Annotated in this window: 27 protein-coding genes; 25 read left to right on the plus strand and 2 right to left on the minus strand. The window is 57.6% G+C overall.

From position 1 onward, the window contains the following. Nucleotides 1–47: 47 nt before the first annotated feature. Nucleotides 48–785: a LytR/AlgR family response regulator transcription factor gene (locus tag EQG79_RS18965; RefSeq protein ID WP_077919571.1), complete on the minus strand. Its 738-nt coding sequence runs from the start codon at nt 783–785 to the stop codon at nt 48–50. A 126-nt stretch (nt 786–911) separates the two neighbouring features. Continuing rightward, nucleotides 912–1,985: a sensor histidine kinase gene (locus tag EQG79_RS18970; RefSeq protein ID WP_161492703.1), complete on the minus strand. Its 1,074-nt coding sequence runs from the start codon at nt 1,983–1,985 to the stop codon at nt 912–914. 133 nt (nt 1,986–2,118) lie between these two features. Between EQG79_RS18970 and EQG79_RS31485 the strand changes: the two genes are divergently transcribed. The 25 genes from EQG79_RS31485 (at nt 2,119) to EQG79_RS19055 (ending at nt 20,615) form a co-directional block, all read left to right on the plus strand. Next, complete coding sequence (locus tag EQG79_RS31485; RefSeq protein ID WP_255376552.1) at nt 2,119–2,247, plus strand: hypothetical protein; 129 nt, start codon at nt 2,119–2,121, stop codon at nt 2,245–2,247. 132 nt (nt 2,248–2,379) lie between these two features. Further along, the gene (locus EQG79_RS31490) at nt 2,380–2,508 is read left to right on the plus strand and encodes a hypothetical protein (RefSeq protein WP_255376552.1); all 129 of its coding nucleotides are present in this window, start codon (nt 2,380–2,382) and stop codon (nt 2,506–2,508) included. A gap of 57 nt (nt 2,509–2,565) precedes the next feature. After that, a complete protein-coding gene (locus EQG79_RS18975; RefSeq protein ID WP_129603218.1) occupies nt 2,566–3,627 on the plus strand; it encodes a lanthionine synthetase LanC family protein in 1,062 nt (353 codons plus the stop codon). A gap of 83 nt (nt 3,628–3,710) precedes the next feature. Further along, nucleotides 3,711–5,924, plus strand: a complete 2,214-nt coding sequence (locus tag EQG79_RS18980) for a TonB-dependent receptor (protein ID WP_077919568.1) — start codon at nt 3,711–3,713, stop codon at nt 5,922–5,924. A 32-nt stretch (nt 5,925–5,956) separates the two neighbouring features. After that, nucleotides 5,957–6,388 (plus strand): DUF2141 domain-containing protein, encoded by a 432-nt coding sequence (locus tag EQG79_RS18985; RefSeq protein ID WP_129603220.1) that lies wholly within the window; start codon nt 5,957–5,959, stop codon nt 6,386–6,388. Nucleotides 6,389–6,409: 21 nt separating this feature from the next. Then, complete coding sequence (locus tag EQG79_RS18990) at nt 6,410–7,069, plus strand: hypothetical protein (RefSeq protein WP_077919566.1); 660 nt, start codon at nt 6,410–6,412, stop codon at nt 7,067–7,069. A 55-nt stretch (nt 7,070–7,124) separates the two neighbouring features. Further along, nucleotides 7,125–7,292, plus strand: coding sequence for a hypothetical protein (locus EQG79_RS31070; protein WP_161492702.1), 168 nt, complete (start codon nt 7,125–7,127; stop codon nt 7,290–7,292). A gap of 121 nt (nt 7,293–7,413) precedes the next feature. Continuing rightward, nucleotides 7,414–7,569 (plus strand): hypothetical protein, encoded by a 156-nt coding sequence (locus EQG79_RS31075; protein WP_161492701.1) that lies wholly within the window; start codon nt 7,414–7,416, stop codon nt 7,567–7,569. Nucleotides 7,570–7,663: 94 nt separating this feature from the next. Then, nucleotides 7,664–7,819 (plus strand): hypothetical protein, encoded by a 156-nt coding sequence (locus EQG79_RS31080; RefSeq protein ID WP_161492700.1) that lies wholly within the window; start codon nt 7,664–7,666, stop codon nt 7,817–7,819. 91 nt (nt 7,820–7,910) lie between these two features. Next, nucleotides 7,911–8,066 (plus strand): hypothetical protein, encoded by a 156-nt coding sequence (locus EQG79_RS31085; RefSeq protein ID WP_161492699.1) that lies wholly within the window; start codon nt 7,911–7,913, stop codon nt 8,064–8,066. 288 nt (nt 8,067–8,354) lie between these two features. Then, the gene (locus EQG79_RS31090; RefSeq protein WP_161492698.1) at nt 8,355–8,510 is read left to right on the plus strand and encodes a hypothetical protein; all 156 of its coding nucleotides are present in this window, start codon (nt 8,355–8,357) and stop codon (nt 8,508–8,510) included. A gap of 94 nt (nt 8,511–8,604) precedes the next feature. Beyond that, nucleotides 8,605–8,754 carry a hypothetical protein gene (locus tag EQG79_RS31095; protein ID WP_161492697.1) on the plus strand — a complete coding sequence of 50 codons (150 nt, stop codon included), beginning with the start codon at nt 8,605–8,607 and terminating at the stop codon, nt 8,752–8,754. A 104-nt stretch (nt 8,755–8,858) separates the two neighbouring features. After that, nucleotides 8,859–10,061, plus strand: a complete 1,203-nt coding sequence (locus EQG79_RS18995) for a hypothetical protein (RefSeq protein ID WP_129603222.1) — start codon at nt 8,859–8,861, stop codon at nt 10,059–10,061. A 33-nt stretch (nt 10,062–10,094) separates the two neighbouring features. Then, on the plus strand, nt 10,095–11,216 hold the full coding sequence (locus EQG79_RS19000) for a lysophospholipid acyltransferase family protein (RefSeq protein ID WP_129603224.1): 1,122 nt from the start codon (nt 10,095–10,097) through the stop codon (nt 11,214–11,216). 12 nt (nt 11,217–11,228) lie between these two features. Beyond that, nucleotides 11,229–12,212, plus strand: coding sequence for an ATP-grasp domain-containing protein (locus EQG79_RS19005; protein WP_077919563.1), 984 nt, complete (start codon nt 11,229–11,231; stop codon nt 12,210–12,212). Next, nucleotides 12,199–12,456, plus strand: a complete 258-nt coding sequence (locus tag EQG79_RS19010) for a hypothetical protein (RefSeq protein WP_077919562.1) — start codon at nt 12,199–12,201, stop codon at nt 12,454–12,456. Before EQG79_RS19005 ends, EQG79_RS19010 begins: the two co-directional genes overlap by 14 nt. A 48-nt stretch (nt 12,457–12,504) precedes the next feature. Further along, nucleotides 12,505–13,509 carry a hypothetical protein gene (locus EQG79_RS19015; protein WP_129603226.1) on the plus strand — a complete coding sequence of 335 codons (1,005 nt, stop codon included), beginning with the start codon at nt 12,505–12,507 and terminating at the stop codon, nt 13,507–13,509. 152 nt (nt 13,510–13,661) lie between these two features. Beyond that, nucleotides 13,662–15,263, plus strand: a complete 1,602-nt coding sequence (locus tag EQG79_RS19020) for an HAL/PAL/TAL family ammonia-lyase (protein ID WP_077919560.1) — start codon at nt 13,662–13,664, stop codon at nt 15,261–15,263. Nucleotides 15,264–15,299: 36 nt separating this feature from the next. Beyond that, the gene (fabG, locus tag EQG79_RS19025; protein ID WP_077919559.1) at nt 15,300–16,040 is read left to right on the plus strand and encodes a 3-oxoacyl-ACP reductase FabG; all 741 of its coding nucleotides are present in this window, start codon (nt 15,300–15,302) and stop codon (nt 16,038–16,040) included. A gap of 25 nt (nt 16,041–16,065) precedes the next feature. Further along, nucleotides 16,066–16,497 carry an acyl-CoA thioesterase gene (locus tag EQG79_RS19030; RefSeq protein ID WP_077919558.1) on the plus strand — a complete coding sequence of 144 codons (432 nt, stop codon included), beginning with the start codon at nt 16,066–16,068 and terminating at the stop codon, nt 16,495–16,497. After that, the gene (locus EQG79_RS19035) at nt 16,494–17,630 is read left to right on the plus strand and encodes a beta-ketoacyl synthase N-terminal-like domain-containing protein (protein ID WP_129603228.1); all 1,137 of its coding nucleotides are present in this window, start codon (nt 16,494–16,496) and stop codon (nt 17,628–17,630) included. The genes EQG79_RS19030 and EQG79_RS19035 overlap by 4 nt, the downstream gene beginning before the upstream one ends. A 4-nt stretch (nt 17,631–17,634) precedes the next feature. Beyond that, nucleotides 17,635–18,309 carry a beta-ketoacyl-[acyl-carrier-protein] synthase family protein gene (locus EQG79_RS19040; RefSeq protein WP_129603230.1) on the plus strand — a complete coding sequence of 225 codons (675 nt, stop codon included), beginning with the start codon at nt 17,635–17,637 and terminating at the stop codon, nt 18,307–18,309. Between the two features lie 139 nt (nt 18,310–18,448). Next, complete coding sequence (locus EQG79_RS19045; protein WP_077919555.1) at nt 18,449–18,736, plus strand: phosphopantetheine-binding protein; 288 nt, start codon at nt 18,449–18,451, stop codon at nt 18,734–18,736. Nucleotides 18,737–18,746: 10 nt separating this feature from the next. Then, nucleotides 18,747–19,412 (plus strand): 4'-phosphopantetheinyl transferase family protein, encoded by a 666-nt coding sequence (locus EQG79_RS19050; protein ID WP_129603232.1) that lies wholly within the window; start codon nt 18,747–18,749, stop codon nt 19,410–19,412. A 12-nt stretch (nt 19,413–19,424) separates the two neighbouring features. After that, nucleotides 19,425–20,615 carry a beta-ketoacyl-[acyl-carrier-protein] synthase family protein gene (locus EQG79_RS19055; RefSeq protein WP_129603234.1) on the plus strand — a complete coding sequence of 397 codons (1,191 nt, stop codon included), beginning with the start codon at nt 19,425–19,427 and terminating at the stop codon, nt 20,613–20,615. Nucleotides 20,616–20,620 lie beyond the last annotated feature (5 nt).

The raw sequence follows: 20,620 nt of genomic DNA on the forward strand, positions 1-20,620 counted from the left end.
TGGCCCCACCGGGCGGGCGGGGGCAACGCAAATGGGCAAACCGGCGCTTATTTCGTCTGAATAAACTGTTTGCTGAACTTGAGGAGAAGGTCTTCTTTAAACTTTCCGGACGTAGGGATACGGGGTGCATCCTTTAGCAGAATTTCGTTGCCGTCCAGGGCGGTAATCATATTGGTTGCTACGATGTACGACCGGTGTACGCGGCTGAACAGGCGGGCAGGCAGCCGCTCTTCCAGTTCGCCCATACCGATATAGGTAACAATCCGTTCGCGTTTGGTGGTGTAGATCGATACGTAGTTCTTGAGCCCTTCAATGTAAACGATATCGGTCAGTTCTATCTTCCTGAATTTTCCCTTGTGCTCGGTTTTGACCAGGATAAAGTCGACTTCAGGCGTGGTTTCGGCCGGGCTGGCCGGTAGTTTTTCGGGTTGGGAAAGCTGGTTGAATACCTTCTCGGTAGCCTTCAGAAACCGCTGGTACGGAATGGGTTTGAGCAGGTAATCGACCACGTTGAACTCGTACCCTTCCAGAGCGTACTCGCTGTAGGCCGTTGTCAGAATTACCTTGCAGGTTACGTTGTGGAGTTGCAGAAACTGGATACCGGTCAGTTTGGGCATCTGAATATCCAGGAACAGCAGGTCAATCGATTCTTTCTTGAGTACGTCTGCCGCTTCAAAAACGTCGGTAGTACTTGCTACCAGCTTCAGGTAAGGCGTATCGTTTACGTAGCGGGTCAGAATATTGATGGCAGCACGTTCGTCGTCCAGAATCAGGCAGGTAATCATAGATCGATAGGTACCAGTTTAGACAGGTTCGGGAGATAGATTAACTACTGAAACCATATAGGATTTGGCTACCTAAGTATATCACTTTTATAAAAGGTGATAAATCAGGTTAATCGCAGTAATTATTCAGGATTCGGGCATTAAAATATACATTTCTACAAAGTATACGTTGCCTTCTTCCCGAATAACCCGTTTATATTTTTCTTTGTAGAGGCTAGTCAATTGATTGTCAATGTTTTTCATGCCGACGCCCCCCTGCGAATAGACCGGGAATTCTTTCTTCAGGTTGCTGCTCGAATAATATATACCGTTTTCTTCCAGCCGGATGCGGATATGGGCAGGATGGTCAGGGTCAGCCAGTTCACCGTGCTTGAAGAGGTTTTCGACCAGCGAAATCAGCACGAGGGGCGGTAAGTATAAATAACGTTCATATTCTTCGCCCTGCACATCAAAAAATAAGTACATTCGATCCTCAAACCGCATTCGCTGTAACTGGATGTAATTGCGGATGTGTTCCAGTTCATTATGGACCGGTATCGTTGCCTTATCGCTCAGTTCAGTAACGGTTCGCATCATAGACGCCAGTGCCAGTATGCCATCGGCCAGTTGTGGCGAGGTGCCGATGGCCTCCGAGTAGAAGAAGTTAAGCGTGTTATACATGAAGTGCGGGTTGAGTTGAGCCCGCAAAAAAGCCAGTTCTTTCTCCGACTTCGCTTTTTCGACCCGCAGCAGATCGTTCTGGATGTGCCGCTTCTGCCGTTCCAGCGCCAGTGAGTGGATCGCAAACCAGTAGCCGTAGCTGAACAGCAGGTACTGCATACCGACCCAGAGCGAATCGGGCAGGAACTTGGCATACATGGTGTTAAACTGCCGGTATTCGTTCGGATAGCCCACCGCCGGGAAATACACGTAGAACAGCAGGTACCGTAGCCCGATAAAAGCAGCCAGCAGGGCCACCGTATAGATGGGAATCAGCCAGTACTGTCGTTTGGCCACCAGGGGTTTCACCAGGCCGTAGACGTTGGTGTAGAACAGAGCCGCCACCAGCGAGTAGGTGAAGATGGTGCGCTGCGGGGTAACCTGCCGGATATCAGAAAAAAAGATCAGCAGATTATTGACCGCGAAATACAGTAGCCAGGCCAGCAAATGGAACCCAACGGGGCGACCGTACCGCCGAAACCACGCTCGGATTCGCTCCAATCGGGCTGTTCGTACCGACCATCCGGTTCCTGGTATAATTGTTTTCTGAATGTCAGTCTCGACCATCACCTTTGATTCATCAAGTTCACAACAGCAACTCACAACATCAATCTACTCTAAACTCGTATCACTCATGAACGCATCGATCAACGCTACCAGCCCGCTTCAGTTCTCGAAACGTACCGTTGCCAACCTGAGCAATAACCGCCCCGGTGGTATGTACCAGGCTTCCTGGCCAACCGGCGGTACCATCATCGGCTAAGCGCCAGACCGGCGAAAACCGGGTTTCGTACTGGCAAAACGACCCCTGGTATAAGAAACTTTCAGAAGTCAGCTTACCCCGCCACCTTTGACTCATCAAGTTTACAACATCACTCGCAAACTCGTATCACTCATGAACGCATCGATCAACGCTACCAGCCCGCTTCAGTTCTCGAAACGTACCGTTGCCAACCTGAGCAATAACCGCCCCGGTGGTATGTACCAGGCTTCCTGGCCAACCGGCGGTACCATCATCGGCTAGTAAAGCCGGAATTTACCAGGCCTCCTCTGTTTAACCGAATGCCTTATCTTTTGCCGAATGCCTGCCAACTGGACAGCGTCCTACGCCCGAACCACTCCCCAGACCACGCCCATTGAGTCGGCCCTGTTTCAGGTCTGGCAAGGAAACGAGACGAGGTGGCCGATGCTGCGACGGCAGGTGGTAGAAGAGGACCTGGGCCAACATCCCGACGCCCGGCTGGCACTCTTACTCGGCGAAGAAACGCTTCGACATCAGCCTCCAGGTCCCGAACGGGCCGCCTTCGACCGGTATCTCTGCCGAGTGGGCTGCGAGGCTATAGAAGCCGGTTCGTTCTCGGTTGCTGACGGTATTGCTCCGCTGGTCAGGCATTTTCTGGCCCGACCCGCTACCGACCTGGCCCACGCCTATGCCGATGTGCTCCTGGACCTTCTGCTGCCCCGGCTGCAGCAGGAACTGAGAACTCCGCAGGTTAAGCTTTCGCTCGCCGATGGGCTAACCGGTGCACTGGCCAGCCTGGGGGCCATACTGGACCGGATCGATGGAGAACGTATAGGTATATACGGTAGCGGTATTCGGGCGCTCATTGAGCAGTATGTTCGTTCGTTACAGGGCTGGCAGTTGCCGGTCGACGCGGACCAGGATCAGCACACCATGTTTCCGAGGGTGATCTCCCGACCCGATATGATCTGGGAAACGGCTACCCAAAACGGCTGGGCATACGGTGATGTGGGGCAGGCATTGTTTCTGGCCCGGGCCAGCCGATGGTTACACCAACCTGCTCTGGCCACCTGGGCCACCCGAATTGCGATGTACACGGTCTTTCGACGAATGGCCGGTAACCTGACGGTCAGCGAGTCGGGTATCCGGAACGGCCAGGCTGGTCTGCTTCTGCTCTACTGGCAGCTGTACCAGCTAACCGATGAGCCGGAACTGAAACGGGAAGCCGATTACTGGCAACAGCAGCTTACTGTATCGATACCAGCGCTGGAAGCGGCCCCCCAGCCCGACCACTCCTTACTAGACGGGTTGTTGGGAATATACGGAGCGTTACGGGCCGTCGATGAAGGGGACCTGCCTCTTCAAAGCCTTCTATTCGATCTTGAAGGCCCCTATGCGTAGCCAGTTAGTTACCTGGTCAGCTACCAGGACCCTGGCTTAGAAAAAAATGTTGCCCTGAACGGTCATCTTCTAAATGTTTCTGTATGAACACGCAGCAACTCAGGCACGTCTATGTGCCGTGGTCCTGGCTATGGGTCGTCCTGACCGTGTCGGGGCCCCTTACGGCTACCCAGGCCCAGGTCCGGATCAGCGGGGAAGTTACCTACAACGGAATCTCGCCGGTGGCAGCTGCCAACGTGACCATAGAAGGAACCTACGACGGTGGTACTACCGACAAGAAAGGGAAATTCAGTTTTGTAGCGGCCGAGCTGGGGACCTACACCCTCCGGATCGAAGCGCCTGGCTTCGTACATCGGCAGCAGCCCCTCGTGCTGGCCGATACCCTGCCGGTCAGGCTCCGGCTCGAGCTGAACGAGAAGCTGATGACCCTGGCCGAGATCATGGTGCGGCCCCGGGTATTTGCCAACGCCGACCGTAACCTGGCCAGCAACCTGAAGCCGCTCGATGTGCTCACAACGGCCACCGACGGCAGCATTGCCACCACGCTGAAAAGTATGCCTGGTGCCCAGCAGATCGGCGAAAGCGCGGATCTGTTCGTACGGGGTGGTACCGGCAGCGAAACCCGAACTTTTATGGACGGTCTGCTGATCCGAAGTTATAACCAGAGTGGGGTGTCGGGCGTGGCTACCCGAAGCCGCTACCCAACCCAGCTGTTTAAAGGCACCGTTTTCAGTACCGGCGGCTATTCGGCTCAGTATGGGCAGGCGCTCTCATCGGTGCTGCTGCTCGAAACTCAGGACATACCGGTGCAGAGTAATGCCGAACTGACGCTGTCTCCGCTGATGGGGGGCGCCACGATCCAACAGATTCTGCCCAGCAAAACGGCCGTTGTCGGTGGTGGGCTGAACTACACGAACTTAAACTGGGTGCTCAACTGGATGCCGAACCAGTCGCTACAACTGAGCCCCGCTCCCGAATCGGTAGATGGAAACCTGTACTACCGACAGAAATTACCCCGGCAGGGTATGCTCAAAGCATTTGTTAACTGGGGCGCCAGCAAAACGGGTATTTACCAGAACAACCTCGACTACGTGAACACCCTGAACCGCGTCCGGGTCGATAACCGAAACCTGTATGGTAATCTAAGTTACCGACAGTCTATTGGGCGCGGCTGGAAACTCCAGGCGGGTTCGGCCTGGAACCAGAACGCTGATGAAACTACCGTGCAGGTCACCCAGGATAACCAGCCACGATCTGTATACACCGGCCAGCAGCATACCCAGATCGGCCAGGCCAGGGCGGTGCTGTCAAAGAGTGTGCTGAACTATTCCACGCTCCATATCGGCTCCGAGTGGTTCTACACCCGGGAGCAGACGCAGGATAGCGGACGGGTACAATCGTATGTAGACGTATATAGGTCAGCGTTCGCGGAAATGGACTGGTACGTAAACGAACAGGTATCGGTTCGGGTAGGGGGGCGCTACGAGCAGTCGACGCTAACCAACCGCCAGGCGCTGGCACCCCGACTATCGCTGGGGTACACCTTTGCCAACAACGGGTTGCTATCGTTCTCGTACGGCACTTTTTACCAGCAGCCCGACCGGGAGTTCCTGTTTCAGCAACACGATCTCGACATGGCCCGGGCCCGTCACACGATTCTGAGTTACCAGCGGATGGATGCATTCCGGAGCTTCCGGGTCGAGTTGTACCACAAGTCATATACCGGCCTGATCCGGACCCGGCCCGACACTACCGCTACCGGAACCGGCTACGCCCGCGGATTCGAACTCTTCTGGCGTGACAAGAAAACGCTCAAAGACATTGATTACTGGATATCCTACTCGTTTCTCGATACCGAACGGCAGTTCATGGCCTACCCAATGCGGGTGCAGCCTGGCTTTGCCGCCCGACATACGGCCTCCGTGGTTGCCAAGCGCTTCTTCTCGAAGATCACTACCAACGTCGGGCTTACATACAGTGTGGCAAGTGGCCGACCGTATTACAACCCAACCCGCCCGGACGACCGGTTCATGCAGGATCGTACGCCGGTCTACCATAATCTGGGTCTGAGCGTGGCGTACCTGCCGAAGATCAAAATCAAACAGGCCTACAGCGTGGTCGTGCTGACGGTCAGCAACGTGCTCGGCAACGGGCAGATCTACGGCTACCGATACGGCACCCTGGATACCAGCCGGCGCGAAGCCATCCGGCCCGTAGCCAACCCGTTCGTCTTCCTGGGTATGTTCCTCAATTTCGGTATAGACCGGCGGCAGGACACCATCAACGCGCAACTCTAACTGTAATCATAGACTATCAACTTGTTTTTGCCATGAAAAAGCAATTCGCCTTCCCTGCTCTCGCGTTTCTACTCGTCACCGGCAGCGTTTATGCGCAGCAAACAATTTCGGTGACGGTGAAGACGCCACCAACAAAATCGGGTACCATTCATGCCGCCCTCTGTAACAAAGCCGACGATTTTCTGACCCAGACCTTTAAGGAAGTAACGGCCAAAGCCACGCCCGATGGCAATACGGTACTGACGTTCAGCGGTATTCCGAAAGGTGAGTATGCGGTGCGGCTTTACCAGGATGTCAACGGCGATGGGGTAGCCAATACAGGCATGTTCGGCATGCCGAAAGAACCGTTTGGTTTCTCAAACAACCCGTCGGTTTCGTTTGGTCCACCCTCGTTCCAGAAAGCCAAATTTGCCGTGGGCGATGCGCCGGTAGCTCTGGTGGTCAGGCTGATCAATGTCAACTAACGTTCGTAACTATCGGCTGCCATGAACCGTCAGAAACTAGTTCTCTGCGTACTGGTTACGCTGCTGACCTCGCCTGCCTGGGCGCAGCTCACCCGGTATCAGCAGGCTATGACCCGCCATATTGCGGTGATCGATACCGCCGTTCGGAAGTCGACCTACGTGGCCCTGTTCAACTCCTTTGAGCGTATTCACCGGGTCGAGACCAGCGAGTGGGCACCCGTCTACTACATGGCCTACTGTGCGGCCGAGCTGGCCAAACTGGAGCGCGACCCCGCCCGGATCGACGCAGCCGCCGATCGGGCCGAGGCCATCCTGAACACCGCCGACTCGCTCCATGCCACCCCCGCCGAAGTGCTCTGCATCCGCTCGATGCTGGCCTTCACCCGGATCAACGTCGACTTTATGGAGCGCGGGCCCAAATACATGCAGCTGGGCAATCAGTACCTGAAGCAGGCCCTGGCTAAAGACCCCGAAAACCCACGGGCTACCCTGATGCTGGCACAGTCGAGTCTGTTCACCCCCGAGCAGTTTGGGGGCGACAAGAAGCTGGGTCACAAGCTCCTGAAGCGAGCGAACCAACTCTACGACCTGCCTGTGGCCGACCCGCTGACGCCCCGCTGGGGCAAAGCCGATGCGGCCCAGCTGCTGGCCAAATTCGAGAAAGAACTGGCGGCTAACTAAGGTCGGCTGCCGATCCCTGAATCATTTTCCAACACGACTTTACTACGTATCAACCATGAACCCCAAAAACGCATTCGCCGGTCATCCGGGCAAAGAGCAGGACCTGGCCGATGGCCTGTTCATGATCGACCTCAACCAACGACTCGAATCGATTCAGACTATGGCTGAGGCCCTGTACATCAGTTACTTGTCCGACGCTGGCTCCGGCCGTTCGGCCGACTAAACACGCCGGTTACCCTGCTGAGCGCCGGTATGAACTCCGCGCCGGGTGGGACCCGCCAATTCTCCTGCATTCTCCCGAGTACGCATTTTTGTCTGTATCACCCTTTTATCAAAAACCAACCATGATTACGAACCAAACCCCCGAAGAGTCGCTAAGCGAAGGTCTGTATGTTGTCGCCCTGGAAGAGCGGCTGGAAACCGTTGAACTGGCTGCTGAGGCTGCCTACACCAGCTGCGTGATCGACTTTGGCGCTGAAGCGTCGCTGGTATCTGAATAGGCCACTGGCCTGCCCCCAGGGGCTATCTCCATCCTTGCAATTTCTCTTGTTGATTTTCTCCTTCATTTCTCACCCGTTTATCTCAAACCAATCCATGAACACGTATCCTATCTCCGAAGAATCGCTGACCGAAGGTCTGTATGTTGTCGCCCTGGAAGAGCGGCTGGAAACCGTTGAACTGGCTGCCGAGGCTGCCTACACCAGCTGTGTGATCGACTTTGGCGCCGAAGCGTCGCTGGTATCTGAATAGGCCACTGGCCTGCCCCCGGGCTATCTCTATCCTTGCAATCACCCTTGTTAATCTTCTCTTTCATTCTCACCTGTTTATCTCAAACCAATCCATGAACACGAATCAAACTCCCGAGCAGTCGTTAACCGAAGGTCTGTACGTTGTTGCGCTTGAAGAGCGGCTGGAAACCGTTGAACTGGCTGCCGAAGCCGCTTACACCAGCTGCGTACTCGACGCTGGCGTTGAAGTGTCGGCTGTTGCTGAATAGGCCTGATCACCGACCGGCCAGGCATAGGAGACCGGGCAGGCATGGTCTGTCGACCGTGAGGCCCAGCCCGAAAGTTCTGTAGGGCGATAGGTCAATAAATCAGACGGCGCGTACCAATCCATCGAGCCCCGCGGGGTGTCCTGTTCGCAGCGCGATCTCGTCGATTATTACCATCGCCCAAACGGGCAGAGCGTTGAACCTGCCGCTCCGCCGGGGCCATCTCTATCCTTGCAATTTCTCTTGTTGATTTTCTCCTTCATTTCTCACCCGTTTATCTCAAACCAATCCATGAACACGTATCCTATCTCCGAAGAATCGCTGACCGAAGGTCTGTATGTTGTCGCCCTGGAAGAGCGGCTGGAAACCGTTGAACTGGCTGCCGAAGCCGCCTATACCAGCTGCGTACTGGACATAGGTGCCGAAGCGTCGCTGGTATCTGAATAGGCCACTGGCCTGCCCCCCCCGGGCTATCTCTATCCTTGCAATCACCCTTGTTCATCTTCTCTTTCATTCTCACCTGTTTATCTCAAACCAATCCATGAATACGAATCAAACTCCCGAGCAGTCGTTAACCGAAGGTCTGTACGTTGTTGCGCTTGAAGAGCGGCTGGAAACGGTTGAGCTGGCTGCCGAAGCCGCTTACACCAGCTGCGTACTCGACGCTGGCGTTGAACTGTCGGCTGAATAAGCTACCCGGTAAACAGCGGGGTATGGGCCACCGGGTCCGTACCCCGCCTGTTGAGTTAGTTGCTTCCTGAATGCGTTGGCTATCCTTGTTATCCCGGCCCTGCTATGAACTCATCTCCCCAAGACATTCTCCGCTCGGTTATTCTGGCGGAAACCGGCGATAAATTCGTCGTACAAACTCCCGAGCGATCGTTCCATGTGGGTCGCCCGTTGTTCTACATCCTTAAACTGAGCCAGCAAGGGCATTCGCCCGCTTCTGTTCGGGAGCAACTGGCCGCGTTTGGCGCCAGTGGTCTGTCGCAGGAAGCCATCGAAAAAGCACTGACCGACACCCTGGCGCAGATTACTGCTCCGGCCGCGGCCAATCCGGGGCAGAAATACATTCAGAGCCGCATCCGGCTGCTCAGCGAAACCCAGCTGGCCCGGCTGGCGTCGCCCCTTCGGCTTCTGTTTACGCGCTACGTGTTTCTGGCCCTGTTTCTGGGCTGCGGCTACCTGACCGTCCGTTACGGCATCGATCTGCTGCAGAACGGGCTGTTTCAGGATAAGGTCGGCTGGACCGACGGGTTTGTGCTGGTGCTGGCGAGCTACGTGTTTCTGGGGCTGATCAGCTTCCTGCACGAGATTGGTCACGCGGCTGCCGCCCTTCGCTACGGCATCCGGCCTAAAGAAGTAGGCTTTGGCTTTTACCTGATCTTTCCGGTTCTCTACACCGACGTGACCCGCATCTGGATTCTAAAGCGAACGCGCCGGGTGCTGGTCAACCTCAGCGGTATTTACGTACAACTGCTCATTAACGCCGGGCTGATCGGCATAAGCCTGTCTACCGACCACGCCACGGTACAGCACGTGGTTCACTCGTTCTTCCTGACCAATACCTTTATTGCGCTCTACTCGCTGAACCCATACCTGCGGAACGACGGCTACTGGATCGTCAGCGACCTGTTCGACGTGCCCAACCTGTCCAGGAGTGCCTACGAGCTACCCCGGCGAGCCTACCAGTTCGTGCAGCGCAAGGGCAACCTCTGGCCCCAGGGCGTTACCTCGCCTACCCAGCGCCGGACCCTGGTCATCTATACCAGCATCTACTGGCTGCTGCTGCTGCTGCTGCCGCTGGGCCTTTACCGGCTGACCCTGGACCGCTACGACCGCATCCTGAGCCTGATTGAGCAGGTGCCAACGCTGACCGGCGGGGCCTATTACGAAACCGTCTGGACCATTGTCCGACTTACGCTGCTCTACGGGCTGGTCATTGGGCTGGCTGCACGCATGATGCTGATCACCATTCGCGGGTACCGGACGGCCTGATCAATCCACCACTCCTTTTTCTTCGACAACGCCATGACTCCTACGACTACCTCCATCACATCGTCGGCAGATTATCTCAACTACTGGAACGGCATCCGGCAGGGTATCGACCAGGAGTTCAGCCAGGTCACGAAGACACCCGCCCAGCTGAAAGACTTCTTTGCCTTCGTAGCCAACAAACGCCGGTTTCTGCCCGAACACGAGCAGGACGAGCTGACGTTCTACAAGAATCTGCTGCACAACCAGCGCGTTAATCTTTACCTCGACTTCAAGACCGATATCAGCCTGCTGCTGGATCGGTTTACGGTGAGTGGCGACCTCGGTTTTCTGCAACAGCCCGGCCCGTTTGTGTTCTGCACCTTTCACTTTGGTCCGTTTCCGCTGATCGGCTACCAGCTTAACCGACTGGGTTTTACGGCCTCGGTGCTGACTATTGAGGGCATCAGCAACTCCATGATTCACCAGGACACGACCGAAGGACTCGACATTATGCACTCGGGGTCTACCAGCGTAATGGTCGAGATGATGAGTAACCTCGAAGCCGGTCGCAGCGTCATGGCCTTTGTGGACGGTAACCTGGGCGTGGTGAAAGAGATTGACCCGCGCAGCTTCGTACCGGTGCCGCTACTGAACGATACGTTCTTCTGCAAGAAAGGAGTACCGCTGCTGTCGTACCTGACCAATACGCCCATTATTCCGCTCATCACCTACCGCCAGGGACCCGACGACATCCGGATGGTGGTCGACGCGCCGATCTACCCCGACCGGCAGCTGAGTCGCGATGTCTACGCCCAGTCGGTGCTGCAACGCTGCTACGCCCTGTTTGAGCGCCACCTGCGCAAAACCCCCGAGCAGTGGGAGTTCTGGAACCTGATTGGCAAATACATGGCGTCGGAACTGCAACGCGGGGGCGCTCCCATACCGGCGCCGGTCGAGGCTACCCACTACCTCTTCAACCGAGAGCGTTATGACCTCATCCAGGTGCAGACCACGCCGTTCCTGTTCGACCGGCAAACCCGGGGCTACTTCCCCATCTCGGCTACGCTGGCGCAGGTACTTGGGCAGCTGAGTCCGAAAGGAGTTGCCCTTCAGTCGCAGTTGTCGCCTGCGTTGTTCAACGATCTGCTCCAGCGGTCCGTATTGCGGGCTGCCTAACCCTTCCGACTCATGATCCTGGTCCTAAGTCAGCAAAAATTTGAACCCGGCACAGACCCCGTCCTGAACTGGCTGCTCTACAACCGGATTCCGTTCGTGAAAGTAACCTTGCAGGATCTGGTCGATCAGCGGGTCAGCTACACCGTCGATGTCGACAACCAGGATGTGTTCATCAATGGGCGCAGCGTCAGGAACGATGTGGAGGTGATCTGGCACCGGCGGTTCATCATTGACCTGCATCGGGTCAGTCGTCAGATAGAAGGCGGTAGCCACCCGCAGCTCCGGTCTGAGCTGGAGCTGGAGATCCGCGAGCTGCTGCACTGTCTGTCGGCTATTTTCCGGGACAAGACCTGGCTCACGCCCTTCGATCGGATCGGCGTCAGCAAGCTGACCATGTTGCAGCAGGCCCGCGCTCACGGGCTGGCAGTGCCGCGCTCCAAAGTGCTGACCGCCCGCGCCGATGTGGCTCATTTCCTGGCCGATACGCCAACCGGTCTGATCAGTAAGCCCCTCTCCGACGGCCGTAGCTATTACCTCCACGAGGGCGATACGTACGTCGTGTTTACCAACCTCATTACGGCCGGGTCGCTGAACGAGCTGCCCGAGCGGTTCTTTCCGTCGCTGTTTCAGGAGCGTGTACCGGCTCGTTACGAGTTGCGCGTGTTTTACCTCGATGGTAACTGCTACACAACCGCTATCCTGAACAGCACCGCCGACAAAAACGTGGACCGCAAGCTCGACAGTACCGCCAGCAGTACGCATTACGTACCCTACCGGCTGCCCGATTCGGTAAACTGGGCTGTGGATGCATTTATGCGGGCATCGGGGCTCAACACGGGCAGTCTCGACTTTATCCGCAGCGATACAGGCGCGTATGTTTTTCTGGAAGTCAATCCGGTGGGGCAGTACATGGCCGAGTCGGAGAAGACCAACTACAAACTGGATCGGGTCATTGCAACCTGGCTCCAAAACCAAACGGCCCATGCATGTTCTTGACGTATCTACCCTCTTCGAGCCCGAACTGCTCGACCGCCTGCCCATCAACTACCGCTACATGACGCGGCTGGAAACCAGCACCTTTGGCGAACATTTTATCGGGCAGCGCTTTAGTACCAGTACGGCCCACTACTCACGCGATTTCATCACCCAGGGTCTGTACAAACCGGTGTCGGACTGGGTGTATCCCGATTTTCTGCCGCCCCCGCTGGCGCCCCTTCCCGACGACGCGCCGGATATATAGACGCCGTTACTGCCGCTGATCTGTCACCTGTCGTAAACAACCGGACGCATGAACCCGAACTACTTTCTTCTCTACGCTCATAACATACCCGTTCGGGGTAAAGAACGGGCCGCCCTCTACAACCTCCAGGCCGGGCATATCCTGTGTATTCCGCTGGTGCTGACCGATCTGATCGAGGCCATGCGAACGGCACCCGTCGAGACGGTCAGGCAACAGTTTGCCCCTACGCGCCCCGAGCTGTTCGACGCTTACCTCAACTTCCTGCTCCGCAACGACCTGGGTTTTTATACCGACGAGCCGACGCTTTTTCCGCCCCTCTCGCTCCAGTGGGATACGCCCCACCACATCCAGACGGCGGTACTCGATCTCGATTTTGACCAATATGACCCCGTAGCGGTGCTTGACCAGCTCGACGGACTCCAGTGTCGCCATGTCGAATACCGGCTGCAAACGGGTCGCGGAACGGCCCGTCAGCTGGAAGCCCTCATGGAGGCCAACCAGGGCCGGGGCTTCCGGTCGGTCTCGTTGCTGATCGATTACCAGACCGCGCTGGGGCAACCTCCGCAGTGGGTTCATCGGCTCTACGAAGCCTGTCCCAAGATCGAGTTCATGCTCGTTTACAACGCGCCTTACGCCGGCAAGAGCCGCACCCATCCAGCCCATATTCAGTTCATTCAGGACGACATCCGGTCGGCCAGTTACCGGGCCAGTGCAACCAGACGGCGGCATATTGTCAACGTCGGCTACTTTACCGAGGCCCAGCAGTTCAACCCGTACTACAACCGGCGGGTATGCATCAGCCAGGCGGGCGAGATCAAAAACTGCCTGCAGCACCGGCGGTCGTTCGGGTCGGTGCTGACCGACCGGATCGATGCGGTCGTGAGCCGGGCCGATTTCCGGGAGCTGTGGCTGGCTTCGCCCGACCGCGTTGCGGGACTGCGCGACTCCGAACTGCGCTACTGCCTGTTCATGCCCCACGAGCTGGTAGCCGACCCGGAGACCGGTTTGTTCCGCTTTCCGGCCAGTTCGCCTGCGTGCCAGCTGCTGGTCTGACCCGACAGCCCATCGGCTGGTTGCGCCAAACACCGGCTTGGTATAGGCCATGCTGACTCCTGTATAATTTTTTTCGTTTAGCCGCTCTGGGACAACACCTTTGAAGCATCCTACGAATAGGTAGGCAGGTTTCACTCGTTATACTACTTCCCATGGCAACCGTACTCGGATCAGGACACACCACGCTGGCGCAACTTCGCCGTATTCTCTTCCAACATGATACCGTCGCACTCGACGACCAGGCCCTGCAGCGGGTGCGCGACAGTTATCGATTCCTGACAAGCTTCACGCAGGATAAACTCATTTACGGTATTAATACTGGGTTTGGGCCCATGGCTCAGTACCGCATCAGCGACGAAGATCAGTTGCAGTTGCAGTACAACCTGATCCGCAGCCACGCGTCGGGCCTGGGCAAACCGCTCGACCCGATCTACACTAAAGCCCTGATGCTGGCCCGGCTCAGCAGCCTGCTGAAAGGCTACTCGGGCGTTCATCCCGAAACGGTAGAGCTATTGCTGGCCTTTATCAACAACGATATTTCGCCTGCCGTTTACGAACACGGCAGCGTAGGCGCCAGTGGCGATCTGGTACAGCTGGCTCACCTGGCCCTTTGCCTGATCGGTGAAGGCCGCGTAAAGCACGACGGCGAATGGAAACCTACCGAGCTGGTTATGGCGCAGCACGGCCTACAGCCGCTGACCATCCATCTGCGCGAAGGCCTGGCGCTGATCAACGGGACCTCGTGTATGACCGGCATCGGACTGGTTAACGTGCTGCACGCCCAGAACCTGCTCAACTGGAGTATCGTGGCGTCGTCATTCGTGGTGGAGCTGGTCCGTTCCTACGACGACCACTATTCCGAAGAACTCAACGCCGTAAAACAACACTACGGCCAGCGGTACGTAGCCGCCAAGATGCGGCAACTGCTCCGCGTCAGTCGCCTGACCCGCAAACGCGACGAACACCTCTACGACCACAAGGTAACCGAAACGGTGCTGACCGATAAGGTGCAGGAGTACTACTCCATCCGCTGCGTTCCGCAGATTCTCGGGCCCGTTTACGATACCATCAGCGAAACCCTCAAGGTCGTGATGAACGAGTTCAACTCGGTCAACGACAACCCCATCATCGACGCCCAGCGGCAGAACGTTTTTCACGGCGGCAACTTCCACGGTGATTATGTCTCGCTGGCTATGGACAAGCTCAAGATTGCAACCACCCGCCTGTCGATGCTGACCGAACGCCAGCTCAACTTCCTGCTAAACGACAAACTCAACCAGATTCTGCCCCCGTTCGTGAATCTGGGTACGCTGGGGCTGAACCTCGGTATGCAGGGCGCACAGTTTGTAGCTACCTCGACTACGGCCGAGAGCCAGACGCTGTCGTTCCCGATGTATGCCCACAGCATTCCGAACAACAACGACAATCAGGATATTGTGAGTATGGGTACCAACGCAGCCCTGCTGACGGCCAAGGTGATCGAGAATACCTACCACGTCATGGCCGTACACCTGCTCACCCTCGTACAGGCCGTTGACTACCTCCAGCTGGCGGACCAGCTCACCCCTCCGCTCCGTGCCGTCTATACCGAACTGCGGGCCCTCGTTCCGACCTTCTCGGCCGACGATATCATGCACGAAAAACTGAATCTCGTGGTGCAGCACGTACGCACCCGCCAGCTGCGGTTCGAGGCCGTGCCGTTCAACCAGCCCGCCCCCTACGAAGAGGCTGAGTTCGACAAACACGTTGCCTAAGCCCGTTTGCCAACCGCTTTTTTTAACCGTATACTTATGGAAACTCCTACCAAATACGCCCTCGTGACGGGTGGTTCGCGCGGCATTGGCCGTGCCGTATGCCTGAGCCTGGCCGAGCGTGGTTACGCGGTGCTGATCAATTACTGCACCAACAAAGAGGCCGCCGAGTCTGTACTCGAAGCCGTGTACGAAGCAGGAGGGCAGGCCGAATTGCTCCAGTTCGATGTATCGAAAGAAAACGAAGTGACCGAGGCCATCTCGGGCTGGCTGTCGGCGCATCCCGACGCGGCTCTCGAAGTGCTGGTCAACAATGCCGGCCTACGGCGCGACCGGCTCATGGCCCTGATCGAACGGGCCGAGTGGGATAAGGTGATCGACACCAACGTGGGTGGCTTTTTTTACGTGACCCGGCAGGTGCTGCCGCGCATGATTCGCAAGCGCTACGGCCGTATCGTCAACGTGGTGTCGCTGTCGGGTATCAAAGGGGCACCGGGACAAACCCACTATTCCGCTTCCAAAGCGGCCGTTATTGGCGCTACCAAGGCGCTGGCGCAGGAGGTGGCTATCAAGAATATTGCTGTCAACGCCATTGCGCCGGGCTTCATCCGGACCGAAATGATTGCCGATATCAGCGAAGATCACCACAAGATGCAGATTCCGATGCGTCGGTTTGGCGAACCCGAAGAAGTGGCCGCCCTGACGGCTTTCCTGTCCTCGCGCGAGTGTTCGTACCTGACCGGTCAGGTAATTTCGATCAACGGCGGTCTCTACACCTAACCCGGGCCTGCTGGCTCTACCGGCCATGAAACATGCACTGCAACTGCTACACCCACTTACCGTTCGCTTCCATGAAGTAGACTCGTACCAGATCGTCTGGCACGGGCATTACGTAGGTTACTTCGAAGAAGGGCGCGAAGCCTTCGGCCGACACTATGGCCTCGATTACCACCGGCTCGAAGCCGAAGGGTATCTGGGCCCCATCATCGAGGTATCGCTCGACTATCGGAAATCCCTGCGGTATGGTGATCAGATCCTGGTCGAGACAACCTTCGTTGAGACGTCGGCCCCCAAGCTGATCTTCACCTATCGCCTGCTCCGGGCCGACACCCGCGAGCTCGTCTGCAAAGGACGCACCGTTCAGGTCCTGCTCGATAAAGAGTATCGCGCGCTTCAATACGCTCCACCGCCGTTTCTGATGGCCTGGAAACAACGCTGGACTCCCGCATCATCATGAACCGTACCTATGTTGTTGCCAGCGGGGTAGCCAGCCCCCTGGGCTTCGATACCCCCACCACGTTCGAGGCCCTGATAGCCGGACAAACGGGGCTGCGGGTCCGGCAGCCGGCTTCATCGGCTGGGCCCGTCTGTACGGCCGAAGTCGACGGGTCGCTGCTGGCACGGGCCTGTTCAGATCGGCTTCTGACTCGCGGCACGCCCGCCACCAAACTGGAACAGATGGGGCTTGTAGCCCTCCACGCGGCCCTGCACGACACGACACTGAGCTGGCAGCAGGCCGATACGCTCCTGATTGTCTGTTCGGCGAAGGGCAATATTCCGGCCCTGGCCGAGGCCGTTGCTGCCGAGCCGCCGGGGCAGCAGGAGTACATGGCCCGACTGGCCCAAAGCTGGGCGTCGGCCTGGGGGCTCTGCAACGAACCGATGGTGCTCTCCAACGCCTGCATCTCCAGCCTGCACGGTATCGTAGTGGCGCGCCGGCTGATCGGGCAGGGACTTTTTCGGCATGTAATCGTGATTGGGGCCGATGTAGTTTCGGATTTCACACGGGCGGGCTTTCAGGGCTTCAACGCCGTAAGTGCCGAACCCTGCCGTCCGTTCGATGCGGCCCGGCGCGGTATCAATCTGGGCGAAGCCGCTGCTGTGCTGGTGCTCAGCGCCGACGACCGGCTATCGGTCGGGGTCGAGCTGAGGGGCGGTGTTGTCACCAACGATGCCCACCATATTTCGGCCCCGTCGCGTACGGGCGAAGGCCTGTTCCGGGCCATTGAACGGGTACGGGCTGGTCGAACGCCTGACTTTATCAGCCTGCACGGCACCGCTACAGTCTACAACGACGAAATGGAAGCCCAGGCGCTGAACCGCGCTAACCTGCTCGACTGCCCCGTTTACAGCCTGAAAGGGCAGCTTGGGCATACGCTCGGAGCCGCCGGCGTGCTGGAGTCGGTACTGGCCATCGAGTCGCTGCGCCGAAATCAGCTGCTGGCCTCGCATCAGTACGCTACGCCCGGCACGACCTATCCGCTGCGCGTAGTGGAGCGCCCCGAAACCCGCCCGCTACAAACCTGCCTGAAAACATCGTCCGGGTTTGGTGGCTGTAATGCCGCTGTCTGGTACGAAAAAACCAACTAACGTCATGAATGCGACCATTACGGCTACCTGTACCATCCGCAACGGCATGATCTGGGTAAATGGCCAGCTTTACCACGAAACCGATCTGGCCCAACCCGGCCCTGCTTTGTTTGCTGAACGGGCCTACCGGACGCTGTCACTGGCGTATCCGAAATTTTTCAAGATGGACCCGCTCAGTAAGCTCGGCTGGCTGGCGGCCGAACTGATGACCCAACCGGCTCCCGAAGGGGTAAGGCCCGACCAGCGGGGCGTGGTGCTCTACAGCCGAACCGGTAGCCTGCTCGCCGACTGGAGCCATCAGCAGATTCTGCACGACAACCGCCCCGTCAGTCCCGCCATTTTCGTGTACACCCTGCCCAATATCGTGGTGGGTGAACTCTGTATCCGGCATCAGCTGATGGGCGAGAACGGCGTCTTTCTGACCCCAGCCTGGCAACCCCACCATGCTGCGCTGATGGTAAACAGCCTGCTGACCAGTGGCGACTGCCGCCAGTGTCTGACGGGCTGGATAGAAGTCAACGCCGACCAGTACGAGGTATTTCTGTGTCAGGTCAACGCGCAGCCGAATGACACAGCCGGTATGCCATTTTCTGACGTGTCGCTCCAGATTCTCTACCAGAATCCGGCTGCATATAGCGCCTGGCAACCGTGGTTTAGTCAGGAAGCGATCCTTGCCTAAACGGCGCATCAGCCGATTCGTATCGGGCAAACCGGGGCTTGTATAATAAAGTAGCAGCCGCCCGTTTTGGCCCGTAGCTTTAACTCATTCAATAAGCAACGCACATAATTCATCCGTTAATCCTTTTATAACTAGCAACATGGAAACGCTAATCGAAACCCTCAAGACACAAATCATTGATCAGCTGAACCTCGACGGCGTAACGCCCGAGTCGATCGAAGCCGATGCACCCCTGTTCGGGTCGGGCCTGGGCCTGGACTCGATCGATGCGCTGGAACTGGTATCGCTCGTTGAGCAGCACTACCAGCTAAAAGTGACGCCCGACGAGATGAAAGGGGCCTTTGAGTCGGTACGCGCCCTGGCCGAATTCCTGGTCGAGCATGCACCGGCCGCCGTTGCTGCCGTGACCGAAGAGGCTGTTGCCTGAGCGCTGAGCCATGCTTCATGTTTACTGGACCCGCCTGGAGGAAACGGACACACTGGCGGCTCACGAGCCTTCATTGCGTACGTTTCCGGCGTGGTTACAGCAGAAAGTACACCGGCATCGAACAGCCCGGGCGGCCCTGGCCAGTTTCTGGGGCTACCGGCTGCTGCAACTGGCTACCGCCCACTGGCCTCAACCGGTCTGGCAGGCGCTCACCACCGACTACTGGGGGCGCCCGCTACTGAACTACTCAGCCTACGATTTCAACCTGTCTCATTCGGATAACTGCGTTGTCTGCGCCCTGCACCAGAACGGTCGGGTAGGGGTCGACACGCAGGGGCAGGCCCACCCGACCCGGCTCAAGCCAGCGTACCAGACGCTGTTTCAGCCGCACGAATGGACCCGCCTTTGCCAGGACCCCACGTCGTTTACCGACCTGTGGGCGCAGAAAGAAGCCGTTGCCAAAGCCGACGGACGCGGTATGGCCGCTTATCCGCATATCTGGCTCCGGGGCGCAATGGCCTCCGTACTGGATACCGGAACCCGCTGGGTGCTGACGCCCCTGGCCCTCGACTCAGCCTACCGAACGTACGTAGCTACGCCTGACACCGGCACTGGTTTTCTGCACCACGTGCAGCACAAGGACGGCTCGTTTCGGATGGATACCACCCTTTTTTAGCAACCCCCTCCCATGAACATGTATGTAACGGGTATGGGTATCGTGTCGGCAATCGGCATGGATACGACCGAAACAATAAACAGCATTCTTGCCCAGCGGAGCGGCCTGGGGCCAATCCGCTGGGTCGACACCCGGCTGAAAAACAACGTGGTGGCGGGCGAAGTACCCCATGACGACAACGCCCTGCGTACGCTGGCCGGTGTGCCGGCCCAGCCGCTGGCCACCCGCACCACCCTGCTCGGTCTGCTGGCCGCCCGGCAGGCCATTAATCAGGCGGGTATCGTCCCGGCCGATGGCATCCGGACCGGCTTTATCTCGGCATCGACCGTAGGCGGCATTGTCGAGTCGGAAAAAGTACATGCCGAGGTGCTGGCCGGTACCTATCCGGGTTCGTTTGTCGATACTAACGACGGAGCCGAAAGTACCGATTACCTGGCCCGCTATTTTGGCTTCACAGATCTCGTTACGTCGATCAATACGGCCTGCTCCTCATCGGCCAACGCCATTGTGGTCGGAAGCCGCTGGATTCGGAGCGGACTGGTTGATCGGGTAATCGTAGGCGGCACGGATTCGCTCAGCCGACTGACCATCAATGGGTTCAACTCGCTGATGCTGCTCGATTCGCAACCCTGCCGCCCGTTCGATCAGCGTCGGCAGGGCATCAACCTGGGCGAAGGAGCCGCGTATCTGGTGCTGGAGTCGGAAGCCTGTGTTCGTCGGGCGGGCAAAACACCGCTGGCGCGGCTGAGTGGCTTCGGCGTGACCAACGATGCCTACCATCCGTCGGCCAGCTCGCCCGAGGGTGAAGGATTACAGGGCGCCATGAGGCAGGCTATGAGCCAGGCTGGCCTACAGCCCTCGGATATCGATTACCTCAACACCCACGGCACCGCTACCGGCAACAACGATATTACGGAAGGCATGGCCATCCGGCGGGTTTTCGGCGATGCGGTTTCGTTCAGTTCTACCAAAAGCTTTACGGGGCATACCCTGGCCGCAGCGGGGGCTATCGAAGCCGTTATTGCCCTGCTGAGTCTGCGCGAGGGCCTATTACCCCCCAATCTTTTTTTCGAGGAGCCTATTCCGGAGCACGGTCTGTCGCCTATCCGAACCGTATCGGCCGACCGCCATCATCGGCACGTCATGAGCAACGCGGCTGGTATGGGAGGGTTCTGTTCATCGCTTATTTTCTCGGCCAACTAACTGTC

This window comes from Spirosoma sordidisoli, assembly GCF_004138325.1.
Classification (GTDB): domain Bacteria; phylum Bacteroidota; class Bacteroidia; order Cytophagales; family Spirosomataceae; genus Spirosoma; species Spirosoma sordidisoli.